Origin of the sequence: Halopseudomonas sp. Lyrl_26, assembly GCF_051948695.1 — a bacterium.
In the GTDB taxonomy this organism is placed as follows: Bacteria; Pseudomonadota; Gammaproteobacteria; order Pseudomonadales; family Pseudomonadaceae; genus Halopseudomonas; species Halopseudomonas formosensis.
Window position 1 is genome coordinate 73,281 of record NZ_JAYJLH010000003.1, and the last position, 18,999, is coordinate 92,279.

Annotated in this window: 17 protein-coding genes; 10 read left to right on the forward strand and 7 right to left on the reverse strand. The window is 64.4% G+C overall.

What is annotated here, in order from left to right; all coding sequences use genetic code 11:
• Window positions 1-3: 3 nt before the first annotated feature.
• From VF673_RS05500 to VF673_RS05520, 5 genes are all read left to right on the forward strand, one after another.
• Complete coding sequence (locus VF673_RS05500; RefSeq protein WP_273125329.1) at window positions 4-453, forward strand: DUF4426 domain-containing protein; 450 nt, start codon at window positions 4-6, stop codon at window positions 451-453.
• Window positions 446-1,054, forward strand: coding sequence for an RdgB/HAM1 family non-canonical purine NTP pyrophosphatase (gene rdgB / locus VF673_RS05505; protein ID WP_090540236.1), 609 nt, complete (start codon window positions 446-448; stop codon window positions 1,052-1,054). The genes VF673_RS05500 and rdgB overlap by 8 nt, the downstream gene beginning before the upstream one ends.
• Entirely contained in the window at window positions 1,051-2,202 is a 1,152-nt protein-coding gene (hemW, locus tag VF673_RS05510; RefSeq protein ID WP_440291195.1) for a radical SAM family heme chaperone HemW, read from the forward strand. Before rdgB ends, hemW begins: the two co-directional genes overlap by 4 nt.
• Before the next feature lie 203 nt (window positions 2,203-2,405).
• The gene (gene trhP / locus VF673_RS05515) at window positions 2,406-3,707 is read left to right on the forward strand and encodes a prephenate-dependent tRNA uridine(34) hydroxylase TrhP (RefSeq protein WP_440291196.1); all 1,302 of its coding nucleotides are present in this window, start codon (window positions 2,406-2,408) and stop codon (window positions 3,705-3,707) included.
• A gap of 103 nt (window positions 3,708-3,810) precedes the next feature.
• Window positions 3,811-4,608 (forward strand): undecaprenyl-diphosphate phosphatase, encoded by a 798-nt coding sequence (locus VF673_RS05520; RefSeq protein ID WP_440291197.1) that lies wholly within the window; start codon window positions 3,811-3,813, stop codon window positions 4,606-4,608.
• Between the two features lie 73 nt (window positions 4,609-4,681).
• Here VF673_RS05520 and VF673_RS05525 read toward each other — a convergent pair whose 3' ends face one another.
• The gene (locus VF673_RS05525) at window positions 4,682-6,811 is read right to left on the reverse strand and encodes a TonB-dependent copper receptor (protein ID WP_440291198.1); all 2,130 of its coding nucleotides are present in this window, start codon (window positions 6,809-6,811) and stop codon (window positions 4,682-4,684) included.
• A 54-nt stretch (window positions 6,812-6,865) separates the two neighbouring features.
• Window positions 6,866-7,228, reverse strand: a complete 363-nt coding sequence (locus VF673_RS05530; RefSeq protein ID WP_440291385.1) for a DUF2946 domain-containing protein — start codon at window positions 7,226-7,228, stop codon at window positions 6,866-6,868.
• A 265-nt stretch (window positions 7,229-7,493) separates the two neighbouring features.
• On the opposite strand from VF673_RS05530, the gene VF673_RS05535 reads away from it, so the two are divergent.
• Window positions 7,494-8,645: a diguanylate cyclase gene (locus VF673_RS05535; RefSeq protein ID WP_440291199.1), complete on the forward strand. Its 1,152-nt coding sequence runs from the start codon at window positions 7,494-7,496 to the stop codon at window positions 8,643-8,645.
• A 14-nt stretch (window positions 8,646-8,659) separates the two neighbouring features.
• Here VF673_RS05535 and VF673_RS05540 read toward each other — a convergent pair whose 3' ends face one another.
• From VF673_RS05540 to VF673_RS05560, 5 genes are all read right to left on the reverse strand, one after another.
• Entirely contained in the window at window positions 8,660-9,772 is a 1,113-nt protein-coding gene (locus VF673_RS05540; RefSeq protein WP_440291200.1) for a dihydrolipoamide acetyltransferase family protein, read from the reverse strand.
• Window positions 9,769-10,761: an alpha-ketoacid dehydrogenase subunit beta gene (locus VF673_RS05545; protein WP_440291201.1), complete on the reverse strand. Its 993-nt coding sequence runs from the start codon at window positions 10,759-10,761 to the stop codon at window positions 9,769-9,771. Before VF673_RS05545 ends, VF673_RS05540 begins: the two co-directional genes overlap by 4 nt.
• Window positions 10,754-11,845: a pyruvate dehydrogenase (acetyl-transferring) E1 component subunit alpha gene (gene pdhA, locus VF673_RS05550; protein WP_440291202.1), complete on the reverse strand. Its 1,092-nt coding sequence runs from the start codon at window positions 11,843-11,845 to the stop codon at window positions 10,754-10,756. Before pdhA ends, VF673_RS05545 begins: the two co-directional genes overlap by 8 nt.
• A 129-nt stretch (window positions 11,846-11,974) precedes the next feature.
• A complete protein-coding gene (gene rarD / locus VF673_RS05555; RefSeq protein ID WP_440291203.1) occupies window positions 11,975-12,886 on the reverse strand; it encodes an EamA family transporter RarD in 912 nt (303 codons plus the stop codon).
• A gap of 140 nt (window positions 12,887-13,026) precedes the next feature.
• On the reverse strand, window positions 13,027-14,295 hold the full coding sequence (locus tag VF673_RS05560) for an OprD family outer membrane porin (protein WP_440291204.1): 1,269 nt from the start codon (window positions 14,293-14,295) through the stop codon (window positions 13,027-13,029).
• 696 nt (window positions 14,296-14,991) lie between these two features.
• On the opposite strand from VF673_RS05560, the gene tssA reads away from it, so the two are divergent.
• From tssA to tssE, 4 genes are read left to right on the forward strand one after another with little or no spacing between them, the layout of a single operon-like run.
• Window positions 14,992-16,548: a type VI secretion system protein TssA gene (gene tssA / locus VF673_RS05565; protein WP_440291205.1), complete on the forward strand. Its 1,557-nt coding sequence runs from the start codon at window positions 14,992-14,994 to the stop codon at window positions 16,546-16,548.
• 19 nt (window positions 16,549-16,567) lie between these two features.
• Window positions 16,568-17,074: a type VI secretion system contractile sheath small subunit gene (gene tssB, locus VF673_RS05570; RefSeq protein ID WP_273124810.1), complete on the forward strand. Its 507-nt coding sequence runs from the start codon at window positions 16,568-16,570 to the stop codon at window positions 17,072-17,074.
• Between the two features lie 17 nt (window positions 17,075-17,091).
• Window positions 17,092-18,567 (forward strand): type VI secretion system contractile sheath large subunit, encoded by a 1,476-nt coding sequence (gene tssC / locus VF673_RS05575; protein ID WP_273124814.1) that lies wholly within the window; start codon window positions 17,092-17,094, stop codon window positions 18,565-18,567.
• Window positions 18,568-18,573: 6 nt separating this feature from the next.
• Window positions 18,574-18,978 (forward strand): type VI secretion system baseplate subunit TssE, encoded by a 405-nt coding sequence (gene tssE / locus VF673_RS05580; protein ID WP_440291206.1) that lies wholly within the window; start codon window positions 18,574-18,576, stop codon window positions 18,976-18,978.
• Window positions 18,979-18,999: the final 21 nt, after the last annotated feature.

Below are 18,999 nucleotides of genomic sequence, written 5' to 3' on the forward strand. Positions count from 1 at the left end.
ACCATGTTTCGCCATCTGTTTGCCGCCCTGCTCATGCTGATCGCCGGCGTCGCCACCGCCCAGCAGGGCCCGGCACAAAGCCCGCAGCGCTTCGGCGATCTGCTGGTGCATCACAACGCCTTCAACAGTTCCTACCTGCAGCCGGAGATCGCTGCCGCAGCAGGCCTGCAGCGCGGCCCGCGCCAGGGCGTGGTCAATATCGCCGTGCAACGGCTGACCGAGGACGGTGTGGAGGTCGTGGATGCCCGGATCGAGGGTACAGTGACCAACCTGCTGCAACAGACCACCCCACTGCGCTTCATTCGCATCCAGGAAGAGGATGCCATCTACTTCGTTGCCAACTACAGCGCCGGACAACGCGGGCTGCTGCGCTTCGAGGTGAAGGTGCAGGCCGACGACAATGCCCCGGTGCACACGGTGCGCTTCCAGCAGGAGTTCCATCCGGATGAGTAAGGCTGCCCTGCCCTTCAGCAGACTGGTGCTGGCCAGCAACAATGCCGGCAAGCTCAAGGAGTTGCAGGCCATGCTCGGTGACGACATCGAGGTGCTGCCGCAGCGGGAGTTCACCGACCAGGAGGCCGACGAAACCGGCCTGAGCTTCGTCGAGAATGCCATTCTCAAGGCCCGCCACGCCGCCCGCGCCTCGGGCCTGCCCGCACTGGCGGACGATTCCGGACTGGCGGTGGATGCCCTGGGCGGCGCCCCGGGCATCTACTCGGCGCGCTATGCCGATGGACAGGGGGATGCGGCCAACAACGCCAAGCTGCTGCAGGCTCTGCGCGACGTACCGGACGCGGAGCGCGGCGCGCGCTTCATCTGCGCCCTGGCGCTGGTACGCCATGCCGAGGACCCGGTGCCGATCATCTGCGAAGGCGCCTGGGAGGGCCGTATCCTGCACGCCGCCCGGGGCGAACACGGCTTCGGCTACGACCCGCTGTTCCTGATTCCGGAGCTGGGGCTGTCCAGCGCCGAACTGCCGGCCCGGCAGAAGAACCAGCTCAGCCACCGGGCCCGCGCCATGCAGCAGCTGCGCGCCCGCCTGGGACTGGCGTGAGCGGCGCCGGGGAATCCGGCCTGCCACCGCTGGCCGCCTATGTGCACATACCCTGGTGTGTGCGCAAATGCCCCTACTGCGACTTCAACTCGCATACCTACGACAGCGGCCTGCCGGAGGCCGAGTACATCGATGCCCTGATCGCCGATCTGGAGCTGGAGCTGCCTCAGGTGCATGGTCGGGAGCTGGTGTCGATCTTCTTCGGTGGCGGGACCCCCAGCCTGTTCTCCGCTGCCAGCCTGGACCGGCTGCTGCAGGCCATGCAGCAACGCCTGCGCTTTGCCGGCGACATCGAGATCACCCTGGAGGCCAATCCGGGCACCTTCGAGCAGGCCAAGTTCCGCGACTACCGCGCTATCGGCATCAATCGCCTGTCGATCGGCATCCAGAGCTTCAACCCCGAACACCTGAAGGCGCTGGGGCGCATCCATGATGACAGCGAGGCGCTGGCGGCGGTGGACATGGCCCGCCGCGCCGGTTTCGACAACCTCAATCTGGATCTGATGCACGGCCTGCCCGGTCAGAGCCTGGCCCAGGCCCGCGCCGATATCGACCAGGCCATCGCCCTGGGCCCGGAGCACCTGTCCTGGTACCAGCTGACCCTGGAGCCCAACACGGTGTTCTACAGCCGCCCGCCGCAGCTGCCCGAGGACGAGGTGCTGTGGGATATCCAGGAAGCCGGCCAGGCCCGGCTGGCCGAGGCCGGCTATGCCCAGTACGAGATTTCCGCCTATGCCCGCGGCGGCCGCCGTGCCCGGCACAACCTGAACTACTGGCAGTACGGTGACTTCATCGGCATAGGCGCCGGCGCCCACGGCAAGCTGACCCAGCCGGACGGCACGGTGGAGCGCAACTGGAAGACCCGCCAGCCGAAGGACTACCTCAACCCGCAGACGCCCTGGCTGGCCGGCAGCAAGCGGCTGAGCGCCGAGGAGCTACCCTTCGACTTCCTGATGAATGCACTGCGGCTGGTGGAGGGTGTACCCAGCGCCTGGTATCAGCAGCGCACCGGTCAGAGCCTGGCGGCCATCGCTCCACTGCTGGACAAGGCCGTGCAGCGCGGGCTGCTGGAGCCCTGGCAACAGCAGTTGCGCCCTACCGAACAGGGCCGGCTGTTTCTCAATGATCTTCTGGAGATGTTTCTCTAGCCCGCTGGACGAGATGATGCTCCTCCCTCCCGGGTGCTCACTGCGCCTGAGGGAACCGAGCAGAGGCGGGTTGTCGGCCAGCCTGTGCTCGCCATCCCGGTGGGGTGCCGCGCACCTGCGCTGCGCCTGATCCTGATCAATGTCCTGCATGACCTGAGCGGCTATCCTCCCCGGCCTTCTTGTCTTGTAAACAGGATCACGCCATGAACCAAGCCCCCGAACTCCTGGCTCCGGCCGGCACGCTCAAGGCCATGCGCTTTGCATTTGCCTATGGCGCCGATGCGGTCTACGCCGGTCAGCCGCGCTACAGTTTGCGCGTGCGCGAGAACGACTTCCACGACCCGGCGGTACTGGCCGAAGCCATTGCCGAGGCCCACGCGCTGGGCAGGAAGTTCTATCTGGCCAGCAACATCTCCGCCCACAACAACAAGGTCGCCACCTACGAGCGCGATCTGCAGCAGGTCATCGAAATGGGGCCGGATGCGCTGATCATGTCCGATCCGGGACTGATCATGCTGGTGCGTGAACGCTGGCCGCAGATGCCGGTGCACCTGTCGGTGCAGGCCAATGCCACCAACTGGGCCACGGTGAAGTTCTGGCAGCAACAGGGGCTGCAACGGGTCATTCTCTCCCGTGAGCTGTCGCTGGAGGAGATCGAGGAGATCCGTCGGCAGTGCCCGGACATGGAACTGGAGGTCTTCGTTCATGGAGCCCTGTGCATCGCCTACTCAGGGCGCTGCCTGCTGTCGGGCTACTTCAACCACCGCGATGCCAACCAGGGCGCCTGCACCAACGCCTGCCGCTGGAAATACGATCTGCAGCCGGCCTGGGAAACTCCCGAAGGCAATGTCGAGCCGGTGGTGGTGGAGCCCCCGCCCCAGCCGCTGTATCTGCTCAACCAGAGCGACAAGCCCGACGAGCAGATGGCGATCGAGGAAGACGAGCACGGCACCTACATCATGAACTCCAAGGACCTGCGGGCGGTTCAGCATGTACCCCGGTTCGTCGAGATGGGCATCCACTCGCTGAAGATCGAGGGCCGCACCAAGTCCCATTTCTACGTCGCCCGCACCGTGCAGACCTACCGCAAGGCGATCGACGATGCCATGGCCGGCCGGCCCTTCGACATGGCCCTGATGGACGATCTGGAGAGTCTGGCCAACCGCGGCTATACCGAGGGCTTCTACCGCCGCCATCCACCGGGGGTGTATCAGAACTACGAGCGCGGCAACTCCAGCATGAGCCGTCACCAGTTCGTCGGCGAGGTCCTGGAGGAGCAGGATGACTGGCTGAGCATCGAGGTAAAGAATCGCTTTGCCCTGGGCGACCGGATGGAACTCATGACCCCCTCCGGCAATCACAGCTTCGTTCTGGAAGCACTGCAGGACCGCCATGGGCAGCCAGCCGAAGTCGCACCGGGCACCGGCCATGTAGTGCGCATTCCCAGGCCGCAGGGAGTCGACACAGGGTACGCACTGCTGCTGCGCCATCTGCCGGCCAGCTGACCGGAAGCTGAACGGGTCATGCAAATGTTCGCTCCGCCGGGCAGTTCGTGGTTTACTTGCGCGTTTTCCAGCCGTTTCCCCAGACCACGGAGCGAATGCGTAGATGGATTGGTTGCAAGTTGTGGTACTGGCCCTGCTCCAGGGCCTGACCGAGTTTCTCCCCGTTTCCAGTTCCGCCCACCTGATCCTGGTGCCCGCCCTGACCGGCTGGCCGGACCAGGGCCTGGCGTTTGATGTCGCCCTGCACTTCGGCAGCCTGTTTGCCGTGCTGCTGTATTTCCGCCGCGACCTGATCGGCATGACCGCCAGCTGGGGGCGCTCGGTCGCGACCCGGCAACTGGATGACAATGCACGACTGGCCTGGGGCGTGGTCTTCGCCACCATTCCCGTGGGGTTGGCGGGGCTGGCGTTCAAGGATCAGATCGAGCTTTACCTGCGCTCGCCCTTCTATCTGGCCATGGGCCTGGTGTTCTTCGGTCTGCTGCTGGGCTGGGCGGACTGGCGCCACCGCGGCGATCGCAGCGAGAGCCAGATGACCTGGAAGGATGTGCTGATCATCGGCTGCGCCCAGGCCCTGGCGCTGATTCCCGGCACCTCCCGCGCCGGTATTACCATCACCGCGGCCCTGTTTCTGGGGCTGAACCGGGAAGCGGCCTCGCGCTTCTCCTTCCTGCTGTCGATCCCGGTGATATTGCTGGCCTGCCTGCTCAAGACCAGGGACCTGATCGAGGAGCAGGTGCCGGTAGACTGGTTCGCCATGGGGCTGGGTGTGCTGGTGTCGGCCGTCAGCGCCTTCCTGTGCATCCACTACTTCCTGGTGTTCATCAAGCGCATCGGCATGCAGCCCTTCGTCATCTACCGCATCCTGCTGGGCATCGCCTTGCTGGCGGTATTCTACTGACAAGGGTTGGCGAGCACCGGCTCGCCGACGGGCTTCGTGAAGGCGTAGCGCACGTGCGCCACGCCTGCTCACCTCAGAAGCTCAGATCCAGCTTGGCCCAGAGCGTGCGCCCCGGCTCGTTGATCCGGGTATCGGCCGGGAAACCGAAGCTGCCGTTGCCGGCCAGGTTCAGATGCTCGGCGTAGGCCTTGTCCAACAGGTTGTCGACCCCGACGCTGGCGGTTACCGCCTGATTGAAGCGGTAGGCCGCATTCAGTGACAGTACCCCGAACCCGGCAGAGTCGCCGAAGTCCCGGCTGGTGACATTGCCCTTGCCATCGGCGGTGCGGTTCTGCGCCGCCACCACCCGCCACAGGGCCCCGGCACTCCAGTTGTCCCGGGCATAGGTCAAGTTGAAGCGGGCATCCAGCGGCGGCATCTGCGGTAATGCCTCCCCGTCGCTGCGATTGCGGCCCCAGGCCCAGGCCAGGCTGGTTTCCGCCTGCCAGCGGTCGGTCAGATCCACTGCGATGCCCGCCTCGGCGCCCATGATCCGGGCGTCGATATTCTCGGCGCTGCTGCCCATGCCGGTGTAGTCGAACAGGATGAAGTCATCCACCACCGCGGCATAGCCGGAGATCCACGCCTGCAGGCTGTCACGCTGGTACTGCAGACCCACGTCCAGCTGGGTGGTGCGTTCCGGCTCGATAGCGTCGAAGGCATTGACCGCTCCCGGCGACCGGCGGGGCGAGAACAGCTCCCAGTAGTCGGGGAAGCGCTGCACATGGCCGATACCGATATAGGCGGTGGCGGGCAGGCTGGACAGATCCTGCTCCAGCCGCAGGAAGGCGGCGGGCAGGGTCTCCCGGCGGGTCTCCCCGGCGGTAGGATTGGCTGGCGGTGGCATATGCCCACCGCCATGGCCGGCGCTGACAGTCTGGCGAAAGTCCTCGACATGGTGCTGATCCAGCCGCACACCCCCGATCAGCCGCTGGTCCTTCCGGCGCGTCCAGGTCAGTTCGGAGAACAGGCCGATCTGGCTGAAGCTGGCGTCCTTGAGCCAGGGCTGGTGCCGGTAGGCATCCTCGACGCCCATGCTGTTGCGGGTGCGGTGGGTGTTACGCTGGGCATCGGCCCCGGCCAGCAGCTCGATATCCTCCCATACCCATGTGGCCGCGAGCCGCGCGCCCAGAGTACGGCGGTCGACGTTGGAGGCCATGCCCCCGGCCATCATGCCGGTGCTGGGCGGTACCCGCAGGCTGTAGTTGTCCATCACATGGTCGGCATAGTTGTAGTACACCCGCGCCTCCAGTTCCTGCAGCGCACCGCCCTGGAATTGCTTCTCGAAGCGCAGGCCCAGGCTTTCGCGCTCGAACTGGGATCCATCCATGCCGCGCCCGGCATAACGCGCCTCGCCGTCTCCGGCGCCAACACTCAGCTCCAGCAGGGTGTCATCGTCCGGGGTCCAGCCCAGCGCCAGATCGGTATTCCATTTGTACCAGCGCGAGGGCACCCGGTCGCCGTTGCCATCTTTATAGTCGCCGGAACGGGAGCGGTTGCCACTCAACCGCAGATAGCCCTCACGGCTGCCGATGGCACCGTCCAGCTGCAGATCCCGGCGGGTATTGGACCCAGCCACCACGCTGGCATCCAGCCGCGTACCCGGCTCGTCGAAACTTTCCGGCAGGCGATCGAACAGCACGGTGCCCGCCGAGGAGCCCGGCCCCCAGGCCACGGTCTGCGGACCCTTGATTACGGTCAGTTGATCGAAGTTCTGCGGGGCGATATAGGAGGACGGAGTATCCATGCGCGAAGGGCAGGCACCGAGCATTTCGCCGCCGTTGGTCAGCAGCTTGAGCCGCGAGCCGAACATGCCGCGCAGCACCGGATCACTGTTGCTGCCGCCACCGCGTACTGCGGAAAAGCCGGGGATGGTCTTCAGGTAGTCGGCCCCGTCACTGGCTGGGATCGGCTGGCGCGCGTCCCTGGGGTTGGTGATGATGGTCAGCGGTGAGTCCTGCTGCACCGAGGTGATCACCCGGGGCGGCAGCAACAAGAGGTCCTGCTCCCCATGCGGGTGATGATGCTGTTGAGCCAGGGCACTGCCGGCCAGCAACGCCAGCAGGACGGTATGTGCAGCCTGCCAGCGCAGGCGGGAAGGGTGAACGGCAAAACGCAGGGACGGGCAGGCAGATGCCACCCGGTCACAGTCATATCTGGACATGGCAATTTCCACTTCAATAATCAGCTTCGCCGTGCTCCTGCACGGCTATGGAGGTCAACTGTGGAAATGCAGGGGAGGGGCGCGGGGCTGACTGTCGCCATGGCGCAGCGTCGGCCGCCGCGGTGTTTCAGGTAACGGCTGGGCCTGCTGCGGCTGATGCCGGGGCAGTACCAGCTGCAGGGACAGAATCAGCGGCGGATTGAGGGTCAGCAGCTCACAGTAGCCGCACAGCTCCAGCGCCGCCAGCCAGTCGGGCAACTCGGCCGTGGTCGTATGGTGGCCGTGAGCCGAAGGCGGCGCATGATGCGTTTGATGGTGCCCCGCATGTGCCGGGGCAGCCGCCTCCATCCGCAGCGCGGAGTACAGCGGACCGGCATGAATCATCAGCATGGCAAAGAGGCCAAGCCAGATACTCAGTGCATTGAGGCGTTTACGCACCAACAGCGGATTCCTTCAGCGACCGCGTGAACGACACCGGAAAACCAAGCCCGGTGAACCGGATACCTGTCCCCATGAGAGGTTCCATGCACACAGCATAGCAGAGCAACGCGACACCCATCTTGTCCGGGATCAAATTTCCGTCGGTACCCCAATCGGGCCTTATCTTGATCTGTATCAGCTCGGATACCCCGGTGCCCTGTATCTTAGGCTCAGGCCACTATAACGATATCAACACACCACTATGTCGACATTTCTTGATCTGCTCCGGCGGCGCCTCGGCAGTCTGCTGCCAGCGGAGATTGCCCCCGGTGAGCGTCTGAAACTGCTGACCCCGTTTCGGCACCCCCTGCTCATCAGTCGCCATCGCGCCGGGCTGATCGTCGACCGGGTTCGCCTGTTTGCCTTCCTGTTCGCCGTGCTGACCCCACTGTGGAGCATCGTGGACTTCATCGCCTTCCCCTCGCCGCTGTGGGGGCAGTTGATGGGCCTGCGGCTGATGGTATGTCTGGCCTTCCTCTGCCTGCTGCTGTTCTACCGGGACCGGGAACGCATGGGGGACGCCTACCTGGCGATGTTCATCCTGTTCGCCATCCCCACCCTGTTCTATATCGCCTCGCACACCCTGCTGATGCACTACGATCTGGTGGACATGCCGGCAGCGGTTGCCGCCGGCTATGCCTTCCTGCCCTTCGTACTGATGGCCGGGCTGGCGCTGTTCCCGCTGACCCTGCTGGAGAACCTGCTGGTGGCAGCCGTACTGCTGCTCGCCCAGGGTCTGGCCGGCTATCTGAACTGGTCGACCCTGAACTGGCCGTCCTTCGTCGGTGCCTTCTGGCTGCTGATCCTGATCGCCGGCGTCACCAGCCTGGCCTGCATGAGCCAGCTGGCCTACATGGTGGCGCTGCTGCGACGGGCCATCCGCGATGACCTGACCGGGGTCTTTGCCCGCAACAGCGGCGAGGAAATACTCCAGATGCAGTGGAATACCAGCCTGCGCAACAACAGCGCGCTGTCCGTGGCGTTCATCGATCTGGACCATTTCAAGCAGATCAATGATCGCCACGGCCATGCCAGCGGCGACGATGCGCTGCGCCAGACCAGCCAGCAGATCCAGAGCTGTATGCGCAGTTCCGACAGCCTGGTGCGCTGGGGTGGGGAGGAATTCCTGCTGATCATGCCCGATACCGACATGACCCGGGCGCGCCAGGCACTGGAGCGGTTACAGATGACGGGGCTCGGTCAGCGGCCCGACGGCAGCCCACTGACAGCCAGTATCGGTCTGGCGGAGCGCTTCTTTGATCAGATCGAAAGCCCCGGTGCCCTGCTGAAGCTCGCGGACCAGCGCATGTACCAGGCCAAGGAACGGGGCCGCAACCGCATTCAGGCCTGGTAACCGGAGCGACAGCATTACTCAGCCAGCTGCAGATCGCTCACCAGCGCCTTGAGAAAGCGCGCCGCCTCGCCACCGGTAACGGCGCGGTGGTCCACCGTCAGCGACAGCGGCAATATCCGGTGCACCACCGGCTGTCCATCCACTGCCACCACCTGATCGCGGATGACCCCGGCACCGACTATGGCCACCTGCGGCGGGACCACTACCGGGCTGGCGTAACGGCCGAACAGGGTCCCGTAATTGGACAGGCTGATGGTCGCGCCCATCAGCTCCCGGGGCGGGATGGAGCGATTCAGCACATCCGCGCGCAGCCGATCAAGCCCGGCGCGCAGATCCTCCGCATCGCGATTGGCCACGTCCCGCAGTACCGGCACGAATAGCCCGTCGGGGGTGTCCACCGCCACACCGAGCTCGACCTGCTGATGCCGCACCAGGCTCATGCGCACCCCATCGAAGGCCACGTTCAGCGCCGGCTCGGCCAGACAGGCACGGGCTATGGCGCGGGCCAGCCGCACCATGGGGTCACGCTGCCCGGACGGCCACAGGTGCAGATCGGCGTCCTCGACCAGGGTCACCGGTACCACCTCGGCATGGGCCCGAGCCATGTTCCTGGCCATGCTGCGTCGCACGCTGCGTACCGCTTCGCCACCATCGGGGCCGGCGGCAGCGCGCTGCACGTCCTTCTCGGTAATCAACCCATCGGTACCGCTGCCCTGCAGGGTGTCCAGTGCCACGCCGAGGCGCTCCGCCAGCTGACGGGCGCGCGGGGCAGCGCGCACCGCCCGGGCCGCACGACTGGACGGTGCCGCGCCTATGATGAAATCATCCGCCGCCAGGTCGCTGTGTCCGGCGGCCTGGCCCAGGCTGCCGACCACGGTACCGCTGTCCTCGGCCGGCCCTTCGAACTCCACCAGCGGCGAGCCGACGTGCAGCAGGTCCCCCGGTGCGCCGAAGCAGCGGCTGACCACCCCGGCCCGGGGCGACGGCACCTCGACGATGGCCTTGGCCGTCTCCACCGAAACCAGCAACTGATCGACTTCCACGGTATCACCGGGCTGCACATGCCACTCGATGATCTCCGCCTCCTGCAGCCCCTCGCCCAGATCAGGCAGTCGAAATTGCTTCATGATGCTTGCTCCAGGGTCCGCAGCGCGGCCCGACAGATACTTTCCACATCCGGCAGGTAGGCCATCTCCTGACGCGCATAGGGAATCACGCAATCGAAACCGGTAACCCGCTGCACCGGTGCCTGCAGGGCATGGAACAGCTGCTCCTGCACCAGTGCCGCAATCTCGGCACCCGGGCCGTAACTGCGTGCGGCCTCGTGCACCACCACACAACGCCCGGTCTTGCTGACCGAGGCCAGGATGGTCTCGGCATCCAGGGGCTTGAGGGTGGCCACGTCGATCACCTCGCAGTCGATACCCTCTTCGGCCAGACGTGCGGCGGCCTCCAGGGTCTCCTTGAGCGCCGCTCCCCAGCTGACCAGGGTCAGATCACTGCCCTCGCGCAGGGTAAAGCAGGTGTCCAGCGGCAGGGGCTGACCGTCATCGACCACCGGCTGGCGCACCGACCGGTAGAGCCGCGAGGGCTCGAGGAAGATCACCGGATCCGGATCGGCGATCGCCGCCAGCAACAGGCCATAGGCCCGGCGTGGGGAGGAGGGAATCACCACCCGCAATCCCGGCACATGGGCCAGCATGGCCTCGGTGCTCTCACCGTGGTGCTCCGGCGCATGGATGCCCGCGCCATGGGGCGTGCGTATGACCATGGGGCAGCTGAGGCGTCCGCGGGTGCGACTGCGCAGGCGGCTGGCATGGGATACCAGCTGCTCCATGCCCGGGTAGATGAACCCCATGAACTGGATTTCCGCAACCGGGCGCAAGCCCTGGGCGGCCATGCCCACGGCGATCCCGGTAATCAGGGTCTCGGCCAGCGGCGTGTCCATGACCCGGCGGAAACCGAAACGCTCATGCAACCCCAGGGTGGCGCGGAACACGCCGCCGTTGGGCCCCACGTCCTCGCCGAGCACCACCACATCCGGGTCGTCGGTCATGGCCCGGTGCAGCGCCAGATTGATGGCCTCGACCATGCACAGGGTATTCTGCTCAGCCATGCTCACCTCCCACCAGTCGCCCGGCCCGCTCCAGCCATTGGTCCCGCTGCGCTGCATAACCGGCGGGCAACTGCTGGTACAGGTGATCGAAGGGTGCCGATGGCTCAGGCTCGGCGAGCGCGCGGAAGGCCTCCACCGCAGCGTTGATCTGCTCACCCAGCTCCCGGTGCAAGCGCTGCTCCTGCGCGTCGTCCCACAGCCCCTGCTGGTGCAGGAACCGCTGCAGGCGGCCCAAAGGTTCACGTTTCCACGCCTCGCTCAGTTCCTCGGCGGAGCGATAGCGGCTGGCATCGTCCGAGGTAGTGTGGTCGCCCAGACGGTAGGTGACGCATTCGATCAGCGTCGGGCCCTTGCCGGCCCGGGCACGCTCGATGGCGGTCCGCACCCGGTCGTATACCGCCAGCACATCATTGCCATCCACCTGCTCCCCGGGAATACCCGCCGCCAGCGCCTTGTGCGCCAGGGTCGGCGCGGCGGACTGCAGACAGCGCGGTACCGAAATCGCCCACTGGTTGTTGTTGACCACGAACACCACCGGCAGCTGCCACACCCCGGCCAGGTTCAGGCTTTCGAGAAAATCGCCCTTGCTGGTGGCGCCATCCCCACAGGTGGCGACGGCGACCCGGGGCTGCTGCCGGATACGGAAGGCGGCGGCCACACCACAGGCATGGCAGGCCTGGGTGGCAATGGGCACACAGATGGGGAAATCCTCGACGGCGGCGGGCGCCGACCAGGCACTGCCGCGCTCGTCTCCACCCCAGTACAGCAGGATGTCCTGCATCTGCACGCCGCGCTGCAGCTGGGTGGCGGTATCGCGGTAGTAGGGAATCAGCACATCGGCGTCGCTCATCGCACGGCCCAGCGCCGTGCCAACGGCCTCCTGCCCGAGCGTGGACGCGTAGGTGCCTATCTGGCCGGTGCGCTGCAGGGCAACACATTTCTGATCGAACAGCCGCACCAGATTCATCTGGCGGTACAACTCGAGCAACAGCGGGGGATCATCCACCCAGCCCGGCAGGTCGCCCTGCGGCTGGCCCTGGTCGTCCAGATAACGGGTAAAGGGAATCTGCACGGTTAACGGCATACTGTCCTCCTGTCCGGGGTGGCCGGCTTGTGGCCGGACTGCCCGCCAGCGCCCGGATAGGGCGCTGGCGTCGACAGCAAAACTGCTCTCGCCAAGCAGTATAGGTCAGGATCGGCTTGCCGCCCGGGGCTAGCCCTGCGGTGGCTCGGCCGGTGGCTGCAGCCCTCGCTGCTGGCGCCGCAGGTGACGCAGGCCCTCCAGCACCAGCACGGCAACCGCCAGCCAGATCGGAATGTAGGTCAGCCACTCGCTCGGCCCTATCTGCTCGCCAAGCAGCAAGGCCACCATCACCAGCAGCACCGGCTCGACATAACCGAGCAGGCCGAACAGGGTAAAGGTCAGCAGGCGGCTGGCCACGATGAAGCAGATCAGCGCGGCGGCACTGAATACCCCGAGCAGGGCCACCAGCGGATACAGGCGGGGCGCCTCGGCAAACAGGGCAAGGGCCGTCCCACCATCCCAGGCGAACCAGAAGGCCACCGGCAGCAGAAACAGCATGTCGAACCAGAAACCACCCAGATGGTTGGTACCCCGCGCCCGACGCAGGATGAAATAGGCCGGATAACCTATGGCCACCAGCAGGGTTTCCCAGGCCAGGGTGCCGGCCTGGAGCAGCGCATGACCGACGCCGAACACGGCGAAGGCAATGGCCAGCTGCTGCAGGCGGGACGGGTGTTCGCGGTAGATCAGATACCCGGCCAGCACCATGCTCAGCGGCAGCAGGAAGTAGCCCAGCGAGACCTCCAGCGCCCGGCCGTTGAGCGGTGCCCACATGAACAGCCATAACTGGACGCCCATCAACGCGGTACTCAGCAACTGCATCAGCAGCAGCACGGGTCGCCGGCGCAGACGCCCGGCAATTTCCCGGGCCAGCGGCCAGTAACCGAACCACAGCATGAACAGGGTGACGCAGGGAAAGGTCAGCAGCATGCGCCAGCCGAAGATCTGCTCACCGTTGAGCGGCTCCAGAAGGGTGGAGAAATAATACAGCCCGCCAAACAACATGGAGGCCAGTACGGACAGAACAACACCAAGGGACAAGGATGCCTCCGGCAGGATGGAATCAGTGCCGCCATTGTAGGCGTTGGATGTGAGGCAATGACAGCCGCGGAAGGTCGCAGGCGGAGAGAGTAAGGAAGGAACCGGGCGGGCCATGGCGGCCCGCCCGATAACCGGCGTGCTTAGAGGATGTTCATCGGGAAGTCGACGAAGATGCGCACTTCGTTGCCATCGTCGTTATAGGCGCTGGCATTGTTGGACACACGCAGGAAGGAGCTGCGCAGGCGGATGCTCATATCCTTGGCTGCGCCACTCTGTACCACATACTTCAGCTGGTTGAAGATTTCCCGCTCGCTACCGCTGCCACGACCCGTACCATCATTGATGTCGGTGCCGTAGATGTAGGCGAAGTTGTAGCTCAGACCGGGAATGCCGTACTGGGTGAAGTCGTGGCCGTAACCGAACTGCCAGGAGCGCTCGTCTTCGGCGTTGAAGTCGGACCAGAAGGAGTTGGCGACCCAGATGGTAGTGCCACCATCACCCACCGCACCCTGGTTCTGGTAGAAACCATAGTTGTAACCAGTGTCACCACTGCTGCGCTGGTAAGCCACGGTGAAGTCATGCGGGCCGGTAGCGTAGTTGGCAGACAGGCTCCACAGATTGTTACGGTCACCCGAACCATCCCAATCCTTGTCCTGCTTGGTGCGGTAGCCGCTGAAATCCAGGGTCAGGGTATCATTCTGATCCATCGGCAGAACATAGTTCAGGTTGGCGTACTGGCGCTTCAGGCGATCTTCCACATCGGAGGCATAGAGAGCCGCACGGAAGTTGTCGCTGAACTGATAGCTGCCGCCCAGGACTTCGATGGACTTCAGTCCGCCACTGTCACGACCTTCATCACTCTTGCGATGCTGAGCATGGAAGCGGCCGGCATGCACGGTCAGACCGTCAATCTCGTTGGAGGTGATCATGGTACCGGTATAGGCTTCCGGCAACAGACGGCTGTTATCATGGCTCAGTACCGGCAGAGCGGGCTGTTGATCGCCGTAGCTGAGAACGGTATTGGAGAAACGCGCCTTGAAGGCTGCACCAGCGTGGGCAACGTCCTTCTCAACATCACCATTGTTATCAATCATGAAGAAGTCGATACCGCCGGCACCGGCGCGGCCCCGGCCGCTGTCCAGACGCACGGCATACTGGCCGAAGGCGTCGACTCCAAAGCCAACCACGCCTTGGGTGAACCCGGATTTGAAGGTCAGAACGGCACTCTGGCCCCATTCCACCTTGTCGTCAGCACCGTGCTTGTAGTCGCGGTTCATATAGGCATTGCGCAGGAACAGATCGAGACTGCTGTCCTCGACAAAGCCCTTGGAGTCGGCCTGACCGGCAGCCAGTGCCGGGACGGAAGTCATCAGGGCCAGTGCTATGGCGCTCAGTTTGTATTTAGTCATTTTCAGATGCCTGGATGCTGTTTTTAGTAGAGTTCGTGCCCATCACCCATCCGTGGGACGTTGTAATGGGATGGTTCCGCATTATCCATATTCTGACCAGTTTGCCTAGCGTTGCGGGTCACAACTCCCCGTTTTTCGCCCCCTTCAGGACAGCGAGGCGCTGCTGGAAGCGGGGTCTGCTCCATTTTGCATCATTTTTATCTGTTACGTTTTTCGGAAATCCACGGAACATACAAGCGCGCAAGAAGTTGCGCACTTAAATATGAATAAACAACAAAAATTAGAATCATCCAGAGCTTCATGACAAATCCATACTGCGCAAATTCTTGCCAACCTTTAAACAGGATGACTCTCTAACTAATAAACCGTCCAAAGTGTGAAACAGATCACCTGGAATCCGGACCAGAAACAAATCATGCCGTGTCAACATCCGCTTTTTAGACGCTCCCATGCACAATTTTGCCGTCCTATTTCCCGGAAACGCCAAGCACCTCACATAACTGCCCTTGTTCTTGAAGAGCATGGAAACTAGAGTTCGCTGCGGTGAAATTAATGCTGCGCAACAAGTTGCACACAACAACCAAGCTCTAGCACGTCGCTGAATCTCAGCAGTATCCGGCGTATCAGAATTCGATGAATCAGGGCGCACCAGATATCTGGCGCGTCATGCCTATTTTTACAGGTCTGGCATCCGGAATGCTTACATCTCGATATATCGAACTGGCCACCCAGCCCATTGCCGACGGCGACTTTGCCGGCGTTGATGTGCGCTATTGCGGAGAATTCGAGGCCATCGAATCGACGGTGACACAGCAGGGCTCCATCCACGCCAGTGGCGAGCCCGACTGGCAGCAGGTGATTGCGCAGAGCAGCGCACTGCTGGCCGAACAATCCAAGGATCTGCGGGTGGCCTGCTGGCTGGCCTGGGCGCTCTATCGCCACGAAGGCCCGTCCGGTCTGCAGGCGGGGCTTGAGATGATCGGCGCGCTGCTGCCGCACTGGTTGCAGCTGCATCCGCGCCGCGACAGAACCCGTGCAGCCGCCATCGGCTGGCTCGCGTTGCGCCTGGAACAGGCCATGCCCGACCTGCTTGAGGCGGGTACCAGCGAGCAGCTGCAAGGATTGCAGGGGGCGTTGTCCGGGCTGGACCAGCCGCTTGCCGAGCTGCTCGGAGAGCAGGCCCCCTTGTTACAGCCGCTGTGCCGGCAACTCCGTGAGCGCAGTAATGCCGCAAATCCCGCCAGCAGTCCTGCCCCGGCACCCAGTGCCACTGCCTCACCTGCGCCGGCCCCTGTCCCGGACCCCGGCAGCGTCGGCGGATCAGCAGGCCCCGACATCATTGTCTCCCCCAGGGACGCGCATCGGGCGCTCCGATCCCTGCAGGAACAGGCCCGCAGCATCTGCCAGTGGTGGCAGAGCCAGTCGCTGACCGATCCGCGGGCAATGAGCCTGTCCCGCTGCCTGCTGTGGCTGCCGATCGAAGCCGTGCCGGAACACGACGCCAGCGGGCGCACCCAGCTGCGCGGCTTGCCGGCCGACCGGCTGCAGCAGTTCCAGGAACGCCTGGGGCAGGGGCAGCCCGGCGAACTGCTCAGGGACATCGAAAGCAGCGTCGCCCGCTCCCCATTCTGGCTTGATGGCCAGCATCTGGTCTGGCAGTGCCTGGGTGCTCTGGAGGCCACAGCCGCCAGACAGGAACTGGAGCTGCAGCTGGGCAACTTCCTGCGGCGCCTGCCCGGCATCGAACAGCTGCAGTTCTTCGATGGCACGCCCTTCGCCAACCCGAAAACGCTTTCCTGGATCAGCAGCCGGGTACTCATGGACCACAACGGCGCCAGCACGCCAGCCCTGGAATCGCCAACGGATGAGCCCTGGGACACCGCCCTGAGCGAAGCCATGGTCCTGCTGCAGGGCGAGGGTCTCAAGGCCGCCATGACCAGGATGCAGACCGGTATCGACAACGCCCGGGGCGGACGCGCACGACTGCACTGGCAGCTGGCGGCAGCTCGGCTGTGCAGCCAGGCAGGCCGACAGGATCTGGCCCGGCACCTGCTCGAGGGGATGGAACACACGCTGCGCGACCCACGGCTGAGCCAATGGGAGCCGCAATTGCTGGTACGGGTCATGCGCCTGCTGCTGCGCACCCATGAGCAACTCGCGGACAAGGCATCGCGCCAGCGCCGCGATGAAATCTTTCAACGGTTGTGCCACCTCGATTTCGATGTGGTGCTGGAGCAGGCCCTCGGGCCATAACCCAAGCGGAGAACGACACATGGCCAAAGAAGGCTCGGTAGCACCCAAGGAACGCATCAACGTCACCTTCAGCCCGGATACCAGTGGCGCCCAGGAGGAACTGGAGCTGCCACTCAAGCTCATGGTCCTCGGTGATTTCACCCAGCGCGAGGACGAGCGCCAGATCGAGGATCGCAAACCCATCTCGATCGACAAGCACAACTTCGACGAGGTGCTGGCCAAGCAGGAGCTGAATCTGACGCTGACGGTGCCGAACCGGCTTCAGGACGACCCGCAGCAGGAAGATCTCGCGGTGAAACTGCAGATCAATTCGATGAAGGACTTCAACCCTGCCAGCCTGGTGGAGCAGGTTCCGGAACTGCGCCAGTTGATGGAGCTGCGTGACGCCCTGGTCGCGCTGAAAGGCCCTCTGGGCAATGCCCCGGCCTTCCGCAAGGCCATCGAAAGCGTACTCGGTGATGACGCCTCTCGGGAACGCATTCTCGACGAACTCGGCCTCACCGACACCCAGCAACCCGATTCCTGATCCCGAGGACGCCAGCCATGACCACACAGACAGCGCTCGACACCAGCCGGCAAGCCACCGACGACAGCATTCTCGACCGCATCATCGCCGAGACCCGCCTGAGCCCCGAAGACGAAGCCTACGGCATCGCACGGCGGGGTGTGTCCGCCTTCATCGAGGAACTGCTCAAGCCCCACAATCAGCAGCAGCCGGTGAAGAAGGCCATGGTCGATCGCATGATTGCCGAGATCGACAGCAAGCTCAGCCAGCAGATGGACGAGATTCTCCATCACCCTAGCTTCCAGGCCCTGGAATCAGCCTGGCGCGGACTCAAGCTGCTGGTCGATCGTACCGACTTCCGCGAGAACACCCGCATCGAACTGATCAACGCGTCCAAACAGGATCTGCTGGAGGATTTCGAGGACAGTCCCGATATCGTCCAATCCGGCCTGTACAAGCACGTCTACACCGCCGAGTACGGCCAGTTCGGCGGCAAGCCGGTGGGCGCCCTGATCTCCAACTACTACTTCGGCCCAAGCGCACCCGACATCAAGACCCTGCAGTACGTGGCCAGCGTTGCCAGCATGGCGCATGCCCCGTTCATCGCCTCGGCGGGCCCGCAGTTCTTCGGCCTGGAAAGCTTCAACGGGCTGCCCGACATCAAGGACCTCAAGGATCACTTCGAGGGCCCTCAGTTCGCCAAGTGGCAGTCCTTCCGTGAGCGGGACGACGCCCGCTATGTCGGTCTGACCCTGCCGCGCTTCCTGCTGCGCACCCCCTATGACCCGGTCGAGAACCCGGTGCGCAGCTTCGTCTATCGGGAGAATGTCGCGGGCAGTCACGAAGACTACCTGTGGGGCAATACTGCCTTCGCCTTCGCTACCCGTCTGACCGAAAGCTTTGCCCGCTACCGCTGGTGCCCGAATATCGTCGGCCCGCAGAACGGTGGCGCCGTGGAAGACCTGCCGCTGCACCACTTCGAGAGCATGGGCGAGATCGAGACCAAGATCCCCACCGAGGTACTGGTCTCCGACCGCCGGGAATACGAGCTGGCCGAGGAGGGCTTCATCGCCCTGACCATGCGCAAGGGCAGCGACAATGCGGCCTTCTTCTCCGCCAACTCGACCCAGAAGCCGAAGTTCTTCGGCAACAGCGAAGAGGGCAGGAATGCCGAGCTCAACTTCCGCCTGGGAACCCAGCTGCCCTACCTGTTCATCGTCAACCGCCTGGCGCACTACCTCAAGGTACTGCAGCGCGAACAGATCGGTGCCTGGAAGGAGCGCACCGACCTGGAGCTGGAGCTGAACAAGTGGATCCGCCAGTACGTTGCCGACCAGGACAACCCCAACCCCGAAGTGCGCGGACGCCGGCCGCTGCGTGCCGCCCAGGTGAAGGTGACCGATGTGGAAGGGGAGCCGGGCTGGTACCGGGTCAGCCTCAGCGTGCGCCCGCACTTCAAGTACATGGGTGCCGACTTCACCCTGTCCCTGGTCGGCAAGCTGGACAAGGAGTAAGCCCCGGTGAGCTACGGCAGTCTGTTCGAACGCCTGGCCGGCGAGGTCCGCGCCCGTCAGGGGCTGGCCACCGCAGACGCGGTGGCCGCCTCGGTATCCCGGCACCTGACCCGCATGCTCAGCACCCGTGCCGGCAGCGTACAGACCCTGCCGGACTACGGTCTGCCGGACCTCAACGACATGCGCCTGTCAGTACACGACGCCCTGCAGCAGGCGCGCTCGGCCATCGAGCGCTTCATTACCGACTACGAGCCGCGCCTGCAGCAGGTCCGCGTCACCGCCCTGCCGCGCCACCACGACCCCCTGCATCTGGCCTTTGCCATCGAAGCGTTCATGGACAGCGGGGGTGATCGCCGGAAAGTGAGCTTTGCCGCCAGCCTCGATGGCAGCGGCCGGGTTCGTGTTCGATAACCGCGCCAGCCACCAAGACAG

Excerpts from the sequence above, each read along its gene's own strand:
- VF673_RS05500 (WP_273125329.1), top strand. The coding sequence starts at position 4 with ATGTTTCGCCATCTGTTTGCCGCCCTGCTCATGCTGATCGCCGGCGTC.
- rdgB (WP_090540236.1), top strand. The coding sequence starts at position 446 with ATGAGTAAGGCTGCCCTGCCCTTCAGCAGACTGGTGCTGGCCAGCAAC.
- trhP (WP_440291196.1), top strand. The coding sequence starts at position 2,406 with ATGAACCAAGCCCCCGAACTCCTGGCTCCGGCCGGCACGCTCAAGGCC.
- VF673_RS05520 (WP_440291197.1), top strand. The coding sequence starts at position 3,811 with ATGGATTGGTTGCAAGTTGTGGTACTGGCCCTGCTCCAGGGCCTGACC.
- VF673_RS05525 (WP_440291198.1), bottom strand. The coding sequence starts at position 6,811 with ATGTCCAGATATGACTGTGACCGGGTGGCATCTGCCTGCCCGTCCCTG.
- VF673_RS05535 (WP_440291199.1), top strand. The coding sequence starts at position 7,494 with ATGTCGACATTTCTTGATCTGCTCCGGCGGCGCCTCGGCAGTCTGCTG.
- VF673_RS05540 (WP_440291200.1), bottom strand. The coding sequence starts at position 9,772 with ATGAAGCAATTTCGACTGCCTGATCTGGGCGAGGGGCTGCAGGAGGCG.
- VF673_RS05545 (WP_440291201.1), bottom strand. The coding sequence starts at position 10,761 with ATGGCTGAGCAGAATACCCTGTGCATGGTCGAGGCCATCAATCTGGCG.
- pdhA (WP_440291202.1), bottom strand. The coding sequence starts at position 11,845 with ATGCCGTTAACCGTGCAGATTCCCTTTACCCGTTATCTGGACGACCAG.
- VF673_RS05560 (WP_440291204.1), bottom strand. The coding sequence starts at position 14,295 with ATGACTAAATACAAACTGAGCGCCATAGCACTGGCCCTGATGACTTCC.
- tssA (WP_440291205.1), top strand. The coding sequence starts at position 14,992 with ATGCTTACATCTCGATATATCGAACTGGCCACCCAGCCCATTGCCGAC.
- tssB (WP_273124810.1), top strand. The coding sequence starts at position 16,568 with ATGGCCAAAGAAGGCTCGGTAGCACCCAAGGAACGCATCAACGTCACC.
- tssC (WP_273124814.1), top strand. The coding sequence starts at position 17,092 with ATGACCACACAGACAGCGCTCGACACCAGCCGGCAAGCCACCGACGAC.